Raw genomic sequence first — 15,373 nt, forward strand, 5'->3', positions numbered from 1 at the left:
CTCGCCAAGAAGGAGAGCTCGGTCATGAACGCTGAGAAGCCCCGACGGGCCGCGACCCCGGCGACCCGATCGGGCCGCACCGACGTGCAGCTGTCCGCGAAGCGTCTGGACGCTCTCGGCGACTCCTCTCGCGAGAGCGCCGACCTGCTCACCGCAGATCGTCTTCTCGACCCGCACCGCATCACCAGGCCAGAGCCCGAGGGCGCCTGGAGCCACTTCCTCTATACGATCTCCGGACGTCGGATCAACATCGGTGACGGACGCCGCGCCCGTGAGCGCAAAGCGCTGAGCGCCAGGATTGCCGCACCGATCGTCGGCGGCGCGCGATTCGTTCCGGTGCTGTCCCGCAAGGGCGGGGTCGGCAAGACGACGATCACCGCTCTGCTGGGTATGGCTCTCGCCGACGCCCGTGACGATCGCGTGATCGCGGTCGATGCCAACCCCGATCGCGGCACCCTCGCAGAGCGTGTGGTCCGCCCGCACCACAACAAGTCCGTGCGCGATCTCGTCCGGATCCATGACGAGGTCAGGGGATATCACGATATCTCCGCGATCGTCGCGCGGGACGCCACCCGCCTCGACGTGCTCGCCTCGGATTCCGACCCGCGGATCGCAGAAGCCTTCAGCGACAGCGACTACCGGGATGTGGCCGGTGTCGCCGCGCACTATTACTCGCTCGTGCTCACAGACACAGGCACGGGCATCGTGCACTCGGTGATGTCGGCCACGCTCGATCTCGCCGATCAGATCGTGATCGTCTCGGGGCTGAGCGTCGACGAGGCGCGCCTGGCGTCGGAGACGCTCACCTGGCTCGAGAGCAACGGATACGCAGAGCAGGCGCGTGAGGCCGTCGTGGTGCTGAACCAGTCGACCCCCGGTGCTCCGCTCGTGCGTCTCAACGAACTCGAGGCTCATTTCCGCACGCGCGCCAAGCATGTCGTGCGGATGCCGTACGACGCGCAGATCGCGGGAGGCGGGACCATCGTCTTCGCCAACCTGCAGCCGGAGACCCGAGTGGCAGCGCGCGAGCTCGCTGCGCTGCTCGTCGAGGGCCTGCGAGCGAAGGTCGACTGATGGCGGTGCGTGAGATCCGGGTCTTCGGAGACCCCGTGCTTCGTACGGTCTGCGCACCGATCGACGCCGCCGACGACGGCGTTCGAGCGCTCGTCGCCGACCTGATCGACACTGTCGAGCTGCCGGGGCGTGCCGGCGTCGCCGCTCCGCAGATCGGTGTCGCGCTCCGCGCCTTCAGCTACAACATCGACGGCGACATCGGCTATGTGCTCAATCCCGTCCTGACCGAGGTTCGTGGAGAGGCTGTGCCGACGGGGGAAGGCTGTCTGTCCGTGCCCGGACTCTGGCATGACGCGCTGCGTCACCCGTGGGCCAGGGTCGAGGGCATCGACCTCGATGGCGAGCCTGTGGTGCTGGAAGGAAGCGGCCTGATGGCGCAGGCGCTCCAGCACGAGACGGATCACCTCGACGGCAAGCTCTACCTCACGAGACTCGATGCCGAGACGCGCAAGCGTGCGATGCGCGAGGTCCGAGAGAGCGCCTGGTTCTGAACTTCGGACGGATACGAGAAAGGCCCCGCCGCGGCGGGGCCCTTCTCGTATCTCGGGTCGGGGGGGGTCAGCCGCCGAGGGCGACGTTCGTGGTGGTGACGGGCTCGTCGTAGATGGCGGCGATCTCATCGGCGAAGTCGCTCATGATCACGTTGCGCTTGATCGACATCTTGGGCGTGAGATGACCCGACGCCTCGGTCCACTCGCTGTCGAGCACCGTGAACTTGCGGATGGACTCGGCGCGGGACACCCGGGCGTTGGCGGCATCCACAGCCCTCTGGATCTCTGCTCGGACCGCGTCGTTCTTCGAGGCCTCCACGAGCGACATCTCCTTGGGGAGCCCGGCATTGGCGAGCCATGTCGGCAGCATCTCGGGGTCGAGGGTGATGAGAGCCGAGATGAAGGGACGCTGGTCTCCGACGACGACGACCTGTCCGATGATCGGGTTCGCACGGATCGGGTCTTCGAGGGCGGCGGGTGCGACGTTCTTGCCGCCGGCCGTCACGATGATCTCCTTCTTGCGACCGGTGATGGTGAGGAACCCCTCGGAGTCGAAGCTGCCGATGTCGCCGGTGCGGAACCAGCCGCCCTCACTGAACGCGTCGGCGGTGGCCGCAGGGTTGTTCCAGTACTCCTTGAAGACGTTGACGCCTCGCACCTCGATCTCGCCATCGTCAGCGAGCCGCACGCCCACTCCGGGGAGCGCCGGGCCGACGGTGCCGATCTTCGACTTGTCCGCGAGGTTCACGGTCGCGGGAGCGGTCGTCTCGGTGAGGCCGTAGCCCTCGAGGATCACCACGCCGAGGCTGTGGAAGAAGTGGCCGAGTCGCGCACCGAGGGGCGCCGAACCCGACACGGCGTAGACGACGTTGCCGCCCATCGCTTCGCGCAGCTTGCTGTACACGAGCTTGTTGAACAGAGCGAACTTGAGCCGCGTCCCGAACGGGACGCTCTTTCCCTCTTCGAGCAGCTTCGAGTGCTGGATCGCGACGTCGGCGGCAGCGCGAAAGATCTTGCCCTTGCCACCGGCTTCGGCCTTCTGCTCCGCCGAGTTGTAGACCTTCTCGAACACGCGGGGGACAGCCAGCAGGAAGGTCGGCTTGAACGATCCGAGGGCCGGCAGAAGCTGCCGGGTGTCGGGCTGGTGTCCGGTGCGGACTCCGGCGTGGATGTTGAGGATCGAGATGAACCGGGCGAAGACATGCGCGGTGGTGATGAACAGCAGTGTGGACGCACCGGGGGTCTGCACGACGGCATCCAGCGCCTTGGCGGAGTTGCGGCACAGCTCTACGAAGTTGCTGTGCGTGAGAACGCAGCCCTTCGGGCGACCGGTGGAGCCTGAGGTGTAGATGAGAGTGGCGATGTCGGAGCCGACAGCGATGCTGCGCAGGCGCTCGATCTCGGCGTCAGGCACGGACGCTCCTCGAGCGGTCAGCGAGTCGATCGCCCCGAGGTGCAGCTGCCAGACTTCGCGGAGCAGCGGGAGGTCGCCGCGGACCTCATCGAGGCGTGCGAAGTGCTCGGGCGACTCGAGCACGAGTGCGATGGCGCCGGAGTCCTCGAGGATCCACTGGATCTGCGAGGGCGAGCTGGTCTCGTAGATCGGCACCATGACGGCGCCCGCATAGAACAGGGCGAAGTCGACGAGGGTCCAGTCATAGGTCGTGCGGGCGAGGAAGCCCACCTTCTCACCCGGCTGGATGCCGGCGGCGACGAAGCCCTTGGCCAGTGCGATCACGGCGGTCTCGAAGTCGGCTGCGGTGATGTCGCGCCAGCCCTCGCCTTCGGGCACGGAGAACAGAGGACGATCCGGCGTCGCCTTCACGCGCTTCGCCAGGAGGTCTGAGATGTTCCCCTCGGGATCGGCGGGGACGACGGCGGGGACTTCAAACTGGACCACGGCAGCTCCTTCGGTACCGGTCGGGCACTGGTTGCACACGAGTCTAGAGCATGGGACTCGGTCGCACCGCTAGTGGGACTCAGTCGCCAATCGCGGGTCATCGGGACATGGCGCTGGCGGATGCCGATCGCGGCGCTAGACTTCACCTCGATGTTCTACTGGCTGATGAAGTACGTGGCGATCGGCCCTGTGGTCAAAGCGATATTCCGACCATGGGTGGTCGGGCGCGCGAACATTCCGGCCAACGGTGCCGCGATCCTCGCCAGCAACCACCTGTCGTTCGCCGACTCGATCTTCCTTCCGCTGATGATCGATCGCCCCATGTCGTTCCTCGCGAAGAGCGACTACTTCACCGGACGCGGGCTCAAGGGCTGGGCCACCAAGTTCTTCATGAAGGCCACAGGGCAGATCCCGATCGACCGTTCGGGTGGCAAGGCCTCGGAGGCCTCTCTGAACACCGGTCTGCAGGTGCTCGGCCGCGGGGACCTGCTCGGCATCTATCCCGAAGGAACGCGAAGCCCTGACGGAAGGCTCTATCGAGGTCGCACCGGGATCGCGCGGATGGCCATGGAGGCGAAGGTCCCCGTGGTTCCCGTGATCATGGTCGACACCGACACCGCGATGCCGATCGGGCAGCGTCTGCCGCGAGTGGTGAGGGTCGGGATCGTCATCGGCGAACCCCTGGACTTCTCCCGGTACGCGGGTATGGAGAACGACCGCTACATCCTGCGGTCCGTCACAGACGAGATCATGGTGGCACTCCAGCGACTGGGTGAGCAGCAGTACGACGATGTGTACGCGTCGAGCGTGAAGGACAGGCTTCCCGCCCGCGTCACACAGCGCTCCTGAGGCATCCCGACTTCGCAGCGAGCACTAGGCTGGACACCATGCTCCAGCACCACATCGACGCGCTTGATGCGTGGCGTTCGCTCCCGATCAAGCAGCAGCCCCAGTGGCTCGACGCCGAGCGTGTCTCCGAGGTCTCCGCGCAGATCTCGACGCTTCCGCCCCTGGTGTTCGCAGGTGAGGTCGACAACCTCCGCGATCGTCTCGCGCGCGCAGCGTCCGGCAAGGCGTTCCTCCTTCAGGGCGGCGACTGCGCAGAGACGTTCGCGGGCGCCACCGCCGATCAGATCCGCAACCGCATCAAGACCGTCCTGCAGATGGCGGTCGTGCTCACGTATGGCGCGTCGATGCCCATCGTGAAGATGGGCCGCATGGCAGGCCAGTTCGCCAAGCCGCGGTCGAGCGACACCGAGACCCGCGGGGACGTGACGCTTCCCGCATACCGTGGCGACATCGTGAACGGCTACGACTTCACCGAGGCGTCTCGGCGAGCCGATCCGGGCCGTCTGCTTCAGGGCTACCACACCGCTGCGTCGACGTTGAACCTGATCCGCGCGTTCACCCAGGGTGGCTTCGCCGACCTGCGCGAGGTGCACTCGTGGAACAAGGGCTTCGCGCAGAACCCGGCCAACCAGCGCTACGAGCGCATGGCAGCCGAGATCGACCGGGCCATCAAGTTCATGGAGGCGGCCGGAGCCGACTTCGACGAGCTCACCCGCGTCGAGTTCTTCACGGGCCACGAGGGCCTGCTGATGGACTACGAGCGCCCGATGACCCGCATCGACTCGCGCACGGACACCCCCTTCAACACCTCGGCGCACTTCCTGTGGATCGGTGAGCGCACGCGCGAGCTCGACGGCGCGCACGTCGACTACTTCTCCAAGATCCGCAACCCCATCGGCGTCAAGCTCGGTCCGACCACGACGCCGGAGACCGCTCTCGCACTGATCGACAAGCTCGACCCGAACCGCGAACCGGGGCGTCTGACGTTCATCACGCGCATGGGTGCGGGCAAGATCCGCGACGCCCTGCCGCCGCTGCTCGAGGCCGTCCGTGATTCGGGCGCGCAGCCGCTGTGGGTCACCGACCCGATGCACGGCAACGGGATCACGACCCCCACCGGCTACAAGACGCGTCGCTTCGACGATGTGGTCGACGAGGTGCGTGGCTTCTTCGAGGCGCACCGCGCGGTCGGGACGTTCCCCGGCGGAATCCATGTCGAGCTCACCGGCGACGACGTCACCGAGTGCCTCGGAGGATCCGAGCACATCGACGAGGCTGCACTGGCGACCCGCTACGAGAGCCTCTGCGATCCTCGCCTCAACCACATGCAGTCGCTGGAACTGGCGTTCCTCGTGGCGGAAGAGCTCGAGAAGCGCTGACCGACGAGCCTCACAGAGAGACGGCACCCTCCGCACACGGAGAGGGCCGTCTCTCTGTCAGCGGTGAGCACGCACCACAGGGAAGCGGAAGAGTGGGGTTCGGACGGGTTTCGCCCTAGAACGCGCTGCTGCGGATCTGCAGGGTGATCTCCGTGCCCTTGGCGCGCTGAGAACCTGCGCCCGGATCCGACCCGGTGACCTCTGTGAAGTCGTTGGGGAACGCGTTCCAGATGCCGTTCCACGTCGGTTCGAAGCCGGCATCGCGGATCGTCCTGGCCGCCTCATCCCGGCTCATTCCCTCGACATCCGGCACCGGGAACAGCTCGGGTCCTTTGGAGACGATCAGCTGGACGGTGTCTCCCGGGCGCCGATTTCCCTCCTCAGCACGGTCGGTGACCCCGATGACGATGTCCTTCGCGACAGAATCGCTGAAGACGAACTGCGAATCGGGGTTGACCTCGACGCCCTTGTCGCGGAGCGTGTTCGTCGCCTGGTCCACGCTCATCCCCGCGACATCCGGGAAGGCGCCGGCCGAGACGTAGAGTTCGACGGTGTCGTCCTCGAGCAGCTCGCAGCCCTCGGCGCACGCGTACACCTCGCCACCTGCGCGAGGCGTCACGAAGGCGTTGATCACCCGACCCGCTTCGGCATCGGAGAAGAGCAGCAGGGGAGTCTCGGTGACGTTGACCTTGATGTCCGCGAGGTAATCGCGGGCCTCCTGCTCGGTCTTGCCGTTGAGGGTCTCCGCCGTGTGAGCCGCGGGACCCGAGGAGACGAAGACGGTGACCTCCGTGCCCTTGTCGAGTCGCTCGCCCTCATCGGGGTCCGACCGGATGGTCTCGCCGGCTGGGACATCTATGGAGCTCTCCTCGCCGCGCACGGGCACGAAGCCCTCGGCGGTCAACGCCGAGGCGGCATCGTCGTACGACAGCCCGGCGACTCCGGGGACGGCGACGAGGGACCCTGGGCCGGATCCGAACCACCACCCGACACCGCCGGCCACCGTCGCGAGAAGCAGCACCAGCGTCAGCAGAAACGCGCCACGGGCGCGGCGTCGAGACGAACGACGCCGCAGGAGGGTCGCGTTGTCGACGGCGGCCTGCACCGGGGCGGTGGGGTCGGCGATGACCATCGTGCTCGGCATGACCTTGGTGAGGTCAGCGGAGTCCGCCTGCGAGCGCTGAGAGGCCGTTGCAGCGGCGACCGCGGGAGCGATGCCCAGACCACGCTCGATCTCACGCAGACGCTCCAGCATCTGACCGGCGTCGTCAGGACGCTCGTCCGGCGACTTCTCCGTCGCCCAGAGCACGAGCTCATCGAGCTGCTCGGGCACGCCGGGGTTTCGAACGCTCGGCCGAGGCACCGACTCGGTGGCGTGCTGGAACGCGATCTGCATGGGCTGCTCGCCCTTGTAGGGCTGTTCGCCGACGAGCATCTCGTAGAGCATGATGCCGAGCGCGTAGATGTCGCTCCTGGCGTCTGCCGTGCCGCGGGTGACGAGCTCGGGTGCCAGGTAGGCGATGGTGCCGAGCAGCTGCTGGCCGGTGGCCGTGTTCGCGGTCGTCGCACGGGCGAGACCGAAGTCGCCGATCTTGATGCGGCCGTCTTCGGCCAGCAGCACGTTCTCGGGCTTCACATCGCGGTGGACGATCCCGGCCCGATGCGCTGCCGAGAGTCCGGCGAGGACGGCATCCATGATCGTGATCGTCTGCGGGATCGTGAGCCGCTTCTGCTCGCGCAGCAGCTCGCGCAGCGTGATGCCCGGGAGGTACTCCATCACCAGGTAGGCGAGTTCGCCGTCCTGGCCCTGATCGAACACGTTGACGACATGCGGGTCGGCCAGCCGTGCCGCTGCGCGCGCCTCTTGGATGAACCTGCTCTGGAAGGCGGAATCGTCGCTGAGATGCGCATGCATGACCTTCAGAGCGATGCGTCGCTCGAGTCGGAGATCGGTGGCGACATAGACAGTGGCCATGCCTCCACGCGCGATCCGGGCCCGCACACGGTATCGACCGTCGACAAGCCGCCCGATGAGGGGGTCGGCCTGCTGATTGGTCGTCACGTCAAGATTCTATGGAGAACTGCCTGAAAGCCCGGGGAGCGGCTCGCCCCTTGCACCTGCGGGTTTGCTCGGAGGGCGGTCAGCCGTGGATGCCGAGCCACTGATATGCCTGGGTCTCCCACTGGCCGTATCGCTCGGGATATGCCGAGATCTGCACGGTCTGCGCGGCATCCGTGAAGCGCAGGGCTTCCCAGCCGGGGATGTCGAGAAGTCCGCGGGAGGCCTGTCCGTTCGGGTCTGCGGAGCCGCCGTAGAACACCCGCGTGCTGCGGTCGGGGTCGACCGCCTGCTCGGGGGTGCCCCAGCCCATGCTGGGGCGCTGCTGGAAGAGGCCGAGCGAGTCGCGGTCGCCCGACGGCAGATTGCGCATGCTCGACTCGACCATCGCAGTGGCGAGGGCGATCGCGATGGCACGGTCGGGCACGCCGAGCTCGCGCCCGACGCGGATGATGGTCGAGGCGTTGCCGGCCTGTTCGGCATCGAGGGTCGCGAACAGCTGCGCCGGGGGCGTGGTGGCGACCGCAGCAGGCGCAGGCGACGGAGCGGCGACCGGCGCGGCGGCGACGGTCAGGCTCTGACCGGGGTAGATGATCGCCCCAGAGCTCAAGCCGTTCAGTGCATAGAGCTGTGCAACGGTCGTGCCGTACTTCTTCGCGATCGCGAACAGCGTGTCGCCTGCCGCAACGGCGTGCGTCTGGCCGCCGGCCGCCACGGGAGCGGGAGCGGGTGCGGTCGTCGGGACCGGGGCCGGAGCGGGCGCCGGAGCGCCGGTGAGCGCGAGCTGCTGGCCGGGATAGATGACGGATTCCCTGGTGAGGCCGTTCGCGGCGAGCACGGCGTCGACGCTCGTGCCGTGCCGCTGCGCGATGCTGAACACGGTGTCGCCGGCAGCGACGGTGTGGGTCGCAGTCGAGCCCGTCTGGGCGGGCGCCGTGGGCGCCGCGGGGGTGGCTCCCGCGGTCAACGACAGGGTCTGCCCCGGGTAGATGACCGAGCGCCAGCCGAGTCCGTTCCAGCCGAGCACGTCGACTGTCCGCAGCCCGAAGCGGTTCGCGATGGAGGAGATCGTGTCACCCGGCTGCACGGTATACGAGGCGGGCGGCGCTTCGGCCGACGCGATGCGCGTCGGTGCGGACTGGAGCCGTTCGATCGGCGAGGAGACGGCATCCGCAGAGACGGGTGTGGCGGCGATCGCCGCCGACAGGGTGCCCAGCACGGCTGCAGGTACCCCGAGCTGGATATAGCGCGTCCGTCGCGCGACAGCATGCGTTGTCAAGGTGCTCTCCCTTGTTCGACGTCCGCCCACGGTGACACGTATGTATACGGAAGTCAACAGAAGTGACTGATGATGCTGGCGATGCGAATGTGACTCAAGGCCGCGATCCTGCCGGAAATGCGGTCGGCTCTCAGAGGTGAGATAGTTGCAAGGTGTCTGTGTCGTCTGAAAGCAACCCCTCCGAAACCCCGCAGTCCGGGGCCGCGTCCGAGAACGCTGTGAGCACCTCCGGCGTCACTGCCACCGAGTGGCTGACCATGCCGGACCTCGTCGATGTGCTCGATGAGACGCTGGGCCGCGTGCGTCGGCTGATCGATGAGCATTACCTCATCGGATCGCGTCGCTCCGGCGTGTTCGCGGTTCCGTCGGTGTTCATCGTCGACGACCACCCGCTGTCTTCGCTGCGCGGCACCATCATCGTCCTGCAGGACGCAGGCTTCACCGATGACGAGGTCATCGACTGGCTTCTCGCTCCCGACGACGAACTGGGTCGCTCGCCGATCGACGCGCTTCTCGCCGGGCACAAGAGCGCCGTCCGCAGGGTCGCCCGAACCCTCGCCTGAACCGAGCGGACGCCACCGCTCGCTGTCGGCCCCCGATCTCAGGCCGATCGCACCGTCGCCGCGCGTGCGAGATCCCGGAGGTCGCCGACAGCCGCATTGTCGAGTCGCGCTCCGGAGAGCGCCCGATCGGCTTCCCGTGCGTAATCCTCGATCATCCGCTCCACACGCTCGAGAGCGCCGGATGCCGTGATGGTCGCCTGCAGGAACGCGACCTGCTCTGCCGTGAGCTCGGGATCGCCGAGCATCTCATCGAACAGGTTGCGGGCCGACGTGTCGAGCGTCTGCCTCGTGAGGGCGACGAGCACCGTCCGCTTGCCCTCGCGCAGGTCGTCGCCCGCCGGCTTGCCTGTGACCGCGGCATCGCCGTAGACGCCGAGCAGGTCGTCGCGAAGCTGAAACGCCATCCCGACCGGATGACCGAACCGGCGGAGGGCCAGGAGCTGATCGTCGTCGGCATCTGCGATCGCCGCGCCGAGAACCAGCGGCTGCTCGATGCTGTACCGCGCGGACTTGAACGAGACCACCCGCAGGGCGCGCTCGACGTGCGAGTCGGTGGCGTGGACGCTCCAGGCGGACTCCTCGGCGATGTCGAGGAACTGGCCGACGGTGACATCTCGGCGCATGCGGCCGTACTCTCGTCGAACCGCCGCGGCATGGGGGAGCGGTTCGATCGCGTCCTCGAGAAGGTCGTCGCTCCAGGCCACCAGCAGGTCGCCGAGGAGGATCGCCGACGAGCGACCGAACGCCGCCGGGTCCCCGCGCCACCCTGCGCCGACATGGGCGCTCTCCAGGGCGCGGTGAGCGGCCGGCCGGCCGCGCCGAGTATCGGAGTTGTCGATCAGGTCGTCGTGCACGAGCGCCGCGGACTGGAAGATCTCCAGAGCTGCGCAGACATCCCAGAGGGCCGCGGACTCGTCGGCGTCGCGATCGCCGAAGCGTGCGACGGCCTGCCAGCCTGCATGACAGAAACGGGCGCGCAGTCGCTTGCCGCCCACGAGAGTGTCGGCGGCCGAATCGATCAGACCCTCGGCATCAGCGCCGTAGTCGGCGGACTCGCCCCGCATCCGGTCGAGGAACAGCCGCAGGCGTGCGGCGACGGCGTCGGAGACGAAGGAGGGGGTCGGCACGACTCCCAGCATACGTAAAGCCAACGGAGGCCCTTACTGCTAGCCCGCAGCGGCATACCGCGCGTAGAATGGACGGACGAATACCCGAGGGGGACGAAATGCCACTCTCCGAACAGGAGCAGCGTCTGCTCGATGAGATGGAACGCCATCTCCTCCACAACGACGCCGATGTCGTCAGTGCGCCGTCAGGCGATCGAGCTCTCAGCTACCGCAACCTCGTCTACGGAGCTCTTCTGCTCCTCGCCGGGGTAGGCGGACTGATCGTCGGAGTCGTGCTCGGAGACGTCTGGGGCGTCGTGGTTGGCGTCATCGGATTCGCCGCCATGCTCGGGGGCGTCATGATCGCCGTGACCCCCGTTCGCAAGCCCCTCTCTGCAGTACCTCGCGAGCGCGCACCCAAGCAGCGCAGTTCGGCATCCTTCATGGATCGCATGAACGATCGATGGGATCGCCGCCAAGACGGCAACTGACCCCACCACTTCCTCGAAGGCCCGGATGCTCTGAGCATCCGGGCCTTCGTCGTGTTCGGGCGCTGAATCCACGGTGAGCTGTGGGGTTGGACATCGGCGCACCGACCCTGGGCTGGTCCTCCACTGGCGCTCCACCTCCCTCCACTCTGAGAAGCCGCGTGATCTCGCGGTTTTTTTTCGCGCACTGACGCTCTCGCAGCGCTTGGTTGCGGATTGACCGTAGGTTTGTGGAGGAAAGTGGAGTAAAGTGGGGCGCACCTCGAGTTGGCCGGACGGAGAGGGGGTGATGGCTGATGTTGCTGGGAACGCATTCTCCGAAGTTGGACGACAAGGGACGGGTCATCCTTCCCGCGAAGTTCCGCGAAGACCTCGGTGGCGGCATCGTCGTCACCAGAGGGCAGGAGCGCTGCCTCTACGTCTTCAGCACGGCCGAGTTCGAGGCGATGCACGAACGGATCCGTCAGGCGCCGCTCGCGAACAAGCAGGCGCGTGACTTCATGCGCCTGTTCCTCTCCGGTGCGAGTGCGGAGATGCCAGACAGCCAGAACCGCATCACCATCCCCGTGCACCTCCGTCAGTACGCGGGCTTGCAGAAGGAACTCATCGTCACCGGAGTCGGCGCCCACGCCGAGATCTGGGATGCCGAGAGCTGGAACAACTACCTCGCAGCCGGCGAGGAGACCTACTCCGATCTCGAGCAGGAGGTGATTCCGGGACTCTTCTGACCACGGCTGTGATGCCCCGCCGCTCCTGCCCCGACACACTTCCCCGGTGCCGGGTCGTGAAGCGGAGGGGGATCAGGGCCCTGGTCACCGACATACAGAGGTCACCCGAGAGAGATCATGAACCTCCGCGACATCCACACCCCCGTTCTGCTCGACCGCTGCGTCGAGCTCCTCGCTCCCGCCCTTCAGGCCGACGGAGCAGTGCTCGTCGATGCCACCCTCGGCATGGGTGGTCACTCCGAGGCGCTGCTCGAGCGGTTCCCCCACATCCGTCTCGTCGGACTCGACCGTGACACCGACGCCCTGCGCATCGCGGGGGAGCGGCTCGCCCGCTTCAAGGACCGGATCACACTCGTGCACACCGTCTACGACGAGATCGGGCTGCACGCCCAGAGCGCGGCCGGCATCCTCTTCGATCTCGGCGTCTCGTCTCTGCAGCTCGACGAGGCGGAGCGCGGCTTCGCGTACTCCAAGGACGCCCCGCTCGACATGCGCATGGATCAGACGAAGGGCGTCACGGCCGCCGAGGTCATCGCGACCTACAACGAGGGCAACCTGCGTCGCATCTTCGAGCGCTACGGCGAGGAGAAGCTCGCCGGTCGGTACGCGCGGTTCATCATCGCCGCACGCGAGAAGCAGCCGATCACCCGATCCGGTGAACTCGTCGAGATCCTCCAAGCGGCCACGCCCGCGGCGGCTCAGCGTGCCGGGCACCCTGCCAAGCGCGTCTTCCAGGCCCTGCGCATCGAGGTGAACGCCGAGCTCAACGTGCTGGCGGACGCGATCCCGTCTGCCATGGACGCTCTCGCCGTCGGCGGGCGCATCGTGGTCATGTCGTACCAGTCTCTCGAGGATCGACTCGTGAAGCAGGCCTTCGCCGCCGGCGCCGCCTCCACAGCACCCCGGGGTCTGCCCGTCGAACTGCCGGAGCATGCGCCCCGCTTCCGCATCATCACCAAGGGAGCGGAGCTCGCCGACGACGACGAGCGCGCGCGCAACCCCCGCGCGATTCCGGTCAGACTGCGTGCCGCAGAGAAAGTGCGGGAGAGCTCATGAGCCTGAACGTCGCAGTACGGAAGCCCAGCGCACTGCCCGGAGCCCCCGAGCGCGCTCCTCGCCGACGCCTCGAGCCGGTGACCGACACCCCGGTCCGCCGCAAGCCGAAGCTCGCCTACGCGCTCGCGGCACTGGCCGGGGCCATGATCATCGGAGCCGTGCAGATCGGACTCTCACTGGCGATCACGCAGGACTCGTTCGTGCTGGCAGGTCTGTCGGCGCAGCAGCACGAGCTGGACCTGCACGCCAGCGCCCTGCAGGAGGACCTCACCGGGACGAGCTCGCCTCAGTCGCTCGCCACCAGCGCCGCATCCCTCGGCATGGTCGTGGCAGGGGCTCCGTCCTACCTGCGCCTGAGCGATGGCGCCGTGTTCGGTCAGGGAACCGGTGCGACCGGCTCATCGACGATCGATCCGAACGGCGCGGGCGCAGTGAGCAACTCCCTGCTGAACGACGTGCCGGTCAACGCCTCGACGGCAGACGACGCCGTCCCAGAAGGGACGACGGGTCACCCCGCGCAGGAGCTTCCGCCCGCGATCACCGATGGGCTTCCGAGCCCGAGCACCCGCTAGCCGAATCCGCCCACCACCGAGACCTGACGGAGAGAGTCCATGACGACACGAGCAACCCGCACGCCGCGGCGACGCACGGTCGTCGCGCTCGCGGTGATCCTGGCGATCCTGGCTGCGTTCGTCGTGCGCCTCGTCGACATCCAGGTGGTCAAGGCCGACGAGCACGTCGCCCAGTCGCTCGAGTTCATCGCCCACCGCACCTCGATCCCGGGCGAGCGGGGATCAGTGGTCGACAGCGACGGATCGGTGCTCGCCGAGAGCGTCCTGGTCTACGACGCGCAGCTCAGCCCTCAGGTCATCCGGCTGCTGGAGGAGGACGACAAGAACCCTCCGAAGCTGCCGTGGGCCGAGGCGTCGACCCGCATCGCCGAGATCATGGGCCTGGACGCAGACGAGCTGCGGGCAGAGGTCGCGGCGAAGCTCGCGGAGGACCCCGACTCGCAGTACCTGCCGCTGGTCAAGGGCCTCAGCACCGAGAAGTACATCGAGCTGCGGGAACTCAAGGTGTCGTCGTACCTCGTCATGAAGCCGCGCGAGGTCAGGGTCTACCCGAACGGAGCGGTCGCAGGAAACCTCCTCGGGTACCTCGACGGCACCGGCACCGCGCAGGCCGGCGTCGAGAAGATGGACGAGAAGTGCCTCGCTCCCACAGACGGCGAGGAGTCGTATCGCACCGGCAAGAACAACGTCGTCATCCCCGGCAGCGAGAGCAGGGTGGATGCCGTCGACGGCGGCACCGTGCAGCTGACGATCAACAGCGATCTGCAGTGGTACATGCAGCAGATGATCGCCGAGGAGGCGCAGGCCCAGGGCGCCAAGGGCGGCACGGTCACCGTGGTCGAGGTCGGCACCGGAAAGATCCGCGCCGCGGCCGAATGGCCGACCATGGACCCCAACGATCTCGACGCCTCGTCGCCGGAGACCTGGACCAGCAAGCTCTTCACCTACCCGTTCGAGCCGGGGTCGACCTTCAAGGCGGTGACCGCTGCAGCCGTCATGGAGAACGCCGGCGTGACCATGACGAGTCCGACCGTCTCGGCGTCCTCGCACGAGAAGTTCGAGAACGGTGCCGTGATCAACGACGCATTCGTCCACCCCACCTTCCAGTACACCCTCGCCGGCGCACTCATCGACTCCTCGAACGTCGCGCTGTCGAAGTTCGGCACGATGGTGAGCCCGGACATCCGGCACGACTACCTCGAGCGTTTCGGAGTGGGAGAGACCACGGTCGGCTTCCCCAGCGAGACGTCCGGTGAGATCCACCCCACGAGCGAGTGGGACAACCAGTCGCTGTACACGACCACCTTCGGTCAGTACTTCACGGTGACCGCTCCCCAGCTCGCCGGCGCCTACCAGGCGATCGCCAACGGCGGACAGAAGATCGGCCTCTCACTGGTCGAGTCCTGCACGGCACCCGACGGCACGGTGGTAACCCCCCAGGCGCCCGAGCCGGAGCAGATCGTCAAGCCCGAGACCGCCGCCGACCTGACGCGGATGCTCGAGAACGTCGCCGTACAGGGCGGCAACGCCGACCGGATCCAGGTCCCCGGCTACCGCGTGACGAGCAAGACCGGTACCGCACAGATCCCCGACGGCAAGGGCGGATACAAGTCCGGCGTGTACTACACGAGCATGGTGGGCTTCGCTCCGGTCGACGATCCGCAGTACGTCGTGGTGGTGACTCTCGATGAGCCGACTAGAGTTACATCGTCTGCTGCTACCGCCTCGGCCTTCCAGAAGGCGATGACCCAGACCATGAAGACCTACCGCGTGATGCCGTCCTCCAGCCCGATGGACGCACTGCTTCCGAAGTTCGAATAGACGGCGCC

General features: G+C 67.2%; 13 protein-coding genes and 1 pseudogene. 10 read left to right on the forward strand and 4 right to left on the reverse strand.

The window, feature by feature from the left end; translation table 11 throughout:
* Positions 1-96 precede the first annotated feature (96 nt).
* Positions 97-1,074, forward strand: a pseudogene (locus tag OB895_RS18250) (MinD/ParA family ATP-binding protein); the annotation flags it as partial.
* On the forward strand, positions 1,074-1,565 hold the full coding sequence (def, locus tag OB895_RS00260; RefSeq protein WP_079113095.1) for a peptide deformylase: 492 nt from the start codon (positions 1,074-1,076) through the stop codon (positions 1,563-1,565). The pseudogene OB895_RS18250 and the gene def, both read left to right, overlap by 1 nt.
* Positions 1,566-1,632: 67 nt before the next feature.
* Here def and OB895_RS00265 read toward each other — a convergent pair whose 3' ends face one another.
* Complete coding sequence (locus OB895_RS00265; RefSeq protein ID WP_079113094.1) at positions 1,633-3,465, reverse strand: AMP-dependent synthetase/ligase; 1,833 nt, start codon at positions 3,463-3,465, stop codon at positions 1,633-1,635.
* Between the two features lie 150 nt (positions 3,466-3,615).
* Between OB895_RS00265 and OB895_RS00270 the strand changes: the two genes are divergently transcribed.
* Both OB895_RS00270 and OB895_RS00275 read left to right on the forward strand, forming a co-directional pair.
* Positions 3,616-4,314 carry a lysophospholipid acyltransferase family protein gene (locus tag OB895_RS00270; RefSeq protein WP_042538590.1) on the forward strand — a complete coding sequence of 233 codons (699 nt, stop codon included), beginning with the start codon at positions 3,616-3,618 and terminating at the stop codon, positions 4,312-4,314.
* Positions 4,315-4,352: 38 nt separating this feature from the next.
* Positions 4,353-5,693: a class II 3-deoxy-7-phosphoheptulonate synthase gene (locus OB895_RS00275; protein WP_042538465.1), complete on the forward strand. Its 1,341-nt coding sequence runs from the start codon at positions 4,353-4,355 to the stop codon at positions 5,691-5,693.
* 115 nt (positions 5,694-5,808) lie between these two features.
* Here the strand turns inward: OB895_RS00275 and pknB are convergent, their stop codons facing one another.
* Together pknB and OB895_RS00285 are read right to left on the reverse strand one after the other, a co-directional pair.
* Positions 5,809-7,755 (reverse strand): Stk1 family PASTA domain-containing Ser/Thr kinase, encoded by a 1,947-nt coding sequence (pknB, locus tag OB895_RS00280; protein WP_079113093.1) that lies wholly within the window; start codon positions 7,753-7,755, stop codon positions 5,809-5,811.
* A 79-nt stretch (positions 7,756-7,834) separates the two neighbouring features.
* Positions 7,835-9,031, reverse strand: coding sequence for a LysM peptidoglycan-binding domain-containing protein (locus OB895_RS00285; protein WP_228385530.1), 1,197 nt, complete (start codon positions 9,029-9,031; stop codon positions 7,835-7,837).
* A 218-nt stretch (positions 9,032-9,249) separates the two neighbouring features.
* Between OB895_RS00285 and OB895_RS00290 the strand changes: the two genes are divergently transcribed.
* The gene (locus OB895_RS00290) at positions 9,250-9,594 is read left to right on the forward strand and encodes an Rv2175c family DNA-binding protein (protein WP_327037350.1); all 345 of its coding nucleotides are present in this window, start codon (positions 9,250-9,252) and stop codon (positions 9,592-9,594) included.
* 38 nt (positions 9,595-9,632) lie between these two features.
* Here the strand turns inward: OB895_RS00290 and OB895_RS00295 are convergent, their stop codons facing one another.
* Positions 9,633-10,658 carry a polyprenyl synthetase family protein gene (locus OB895_RS00295; protein ID WP_376708831.1) on the reverse strand — a complete coding sequence of 342 codons (1,026 nt, stop codon included), beginning with the start codon at positions 10,656-10,658 and terminating at the stop codon, positions 9,633-9,635.
* A gap of 161 nt (positions 10,659-10,819) precedes the next feature.
* Here OB895_RS00295 and OB895_RS00300 point away from each other — a divergent pair, with 161 nt between their 5' ends.
* From OB895_RS00300 to OB895_RS00320, 5 genes are all read left to right on the forward strand, one after another.
* Positions 10,820-11,191, forward strand: coding sequence for a DUF3040 domain-containing protein (locus OB895_RS00300; protein WP_042538457.1), 372 nt, complete (start codon positions 10,820-10,822; stop codon positions 11,189-11,191).
* Between the two features lie 293 nt (positions 11,192-11,484).
* Positions 11,485-11,916 carry a division/cell wall cluster transcriptional repressor MraZ gene (gene mraZ, locus OB895_RS00305; protein ID WP_042538455.1) on the forward strand — a complete coding sequence of 144 codons (432 nt, stop codon included), beginning with the start codon at positions 11,485-11,487 and terminating at the stop codon, positions 11,914-11,916.
* Between the two features lie 117 nt (positions 11,917-12,033).
* Positions 12,034-12,972 (forward strand): 16S rRNA (cytosine(1402)-N(4))-methyltransferase RsmH, encoded by a 939-nt coding sequence (gene rsmH, locus OB895_RS00310; protein WP_079113090.1) that lies wholly within the window; start codon positions 12,034-12,036, stop codon positions 12,970-12,972.
* Positions 12,969-13,544: a cell division protein FtsL gene (gene ftsL, locus OB895_RS00315; RefSeq protein WP_079113089.1), complete on the forward strand. Its 576-nt coding sequence runs from the start codon at positions 12,969-12,971 to the stop codon at positions 13,542-13,544. The genes rsmH and ftsL overlap by 4 nt, the downstream gene beginning before the upstream one ends.
* Positions 13,545-13,583: 39 nt before the next feature.
* Positions 13,584-15,365, forward strand: coding sequence for a peptidoglycan D,D-transpeptidase FtsI family protein (locus OB895_RS00320; RefSeq protein WP_079113088.1), 1,782 nt, complete (start codon positions 13,584-13,586; stop codon positions 15,363-15,365).
* Positions 15,366-15,373 lie beyond the last annotated feature (8 nt).

The sequence above is a fragment of the Microbacterium forte genome, assembly GCF_031885415.1.
Lineage (GTDB): Bacteria > Actinomycetota > Actinomycetes > Actinomycetales > Microbacteriaceae > Microbacterium > Microbacterium forte.

Excerpts from the sequence above, each read along its gene's own strand:
- def (WP_079113095.1), top strand. The coding sequence starts at position 1,074 with ATGGCGGTGCGTGAGATCCGGGTCTTCGGAGACCCCGTGCTTCGTACG.
- OB895_RS00270 (WP_042538590.1), top strand. The coding sequence starts at position 3,616 with ATGTTCTACTGGCTGATGAAGTACGTGGCGATCGGCCCTGTGGTCAAA.
- OB895_RS00275 (WP_042538465.1), top strand. The coding sequence starts at position 4,353 with ATGCTCCAGCACCACATCGACGCGCTTGATGCGTGGCGTTCGCTCCCG.
- OB895_RS00295 (WP_376708831.1), bottom strand. The coding sequence starts at position 10,658 with ATGCGGGGCGAGTCCGCCGACTACGGCGCTGATGCCGAGGGTCTGATC.
- OB895_RS00300 (WP_042538457.1), top strand. The coding sequence starts at position 10,820 with ATGCCACTCTCCGAACAGGAGCAGCGTCTGCTCGATGAGATGGAACGC.
- mraZ (WP_042538455.1), top strand. The coding sequence starts at position 11,485 with ATGTTGCTGGGAACGCATTCTCCGAAGTTGGACGACAAGGGACGGGTC.
- rsmH (WP_079113090.1), top strand. The coding sequence starts at position 12,034 with ATGAACCTCCGCGACATCCACACCCCCGTTCTGCTCGACCGCTGCGTC.
- ftsL (WP_079113089.1), top strand. The coding sequence starts at position 12,969 with ATGAGCCTGAACGTCGCAGTACGGAAGCCCAGCGCACTGCCCGGAGCC.
- OB895_RS00320 (WP_079113088.1), top strand. The coding sequence starts at position 13,584 with ATGACGACACGAGCAACCCGCACGCCGCGGCGACGCACGGTCGTCGCG.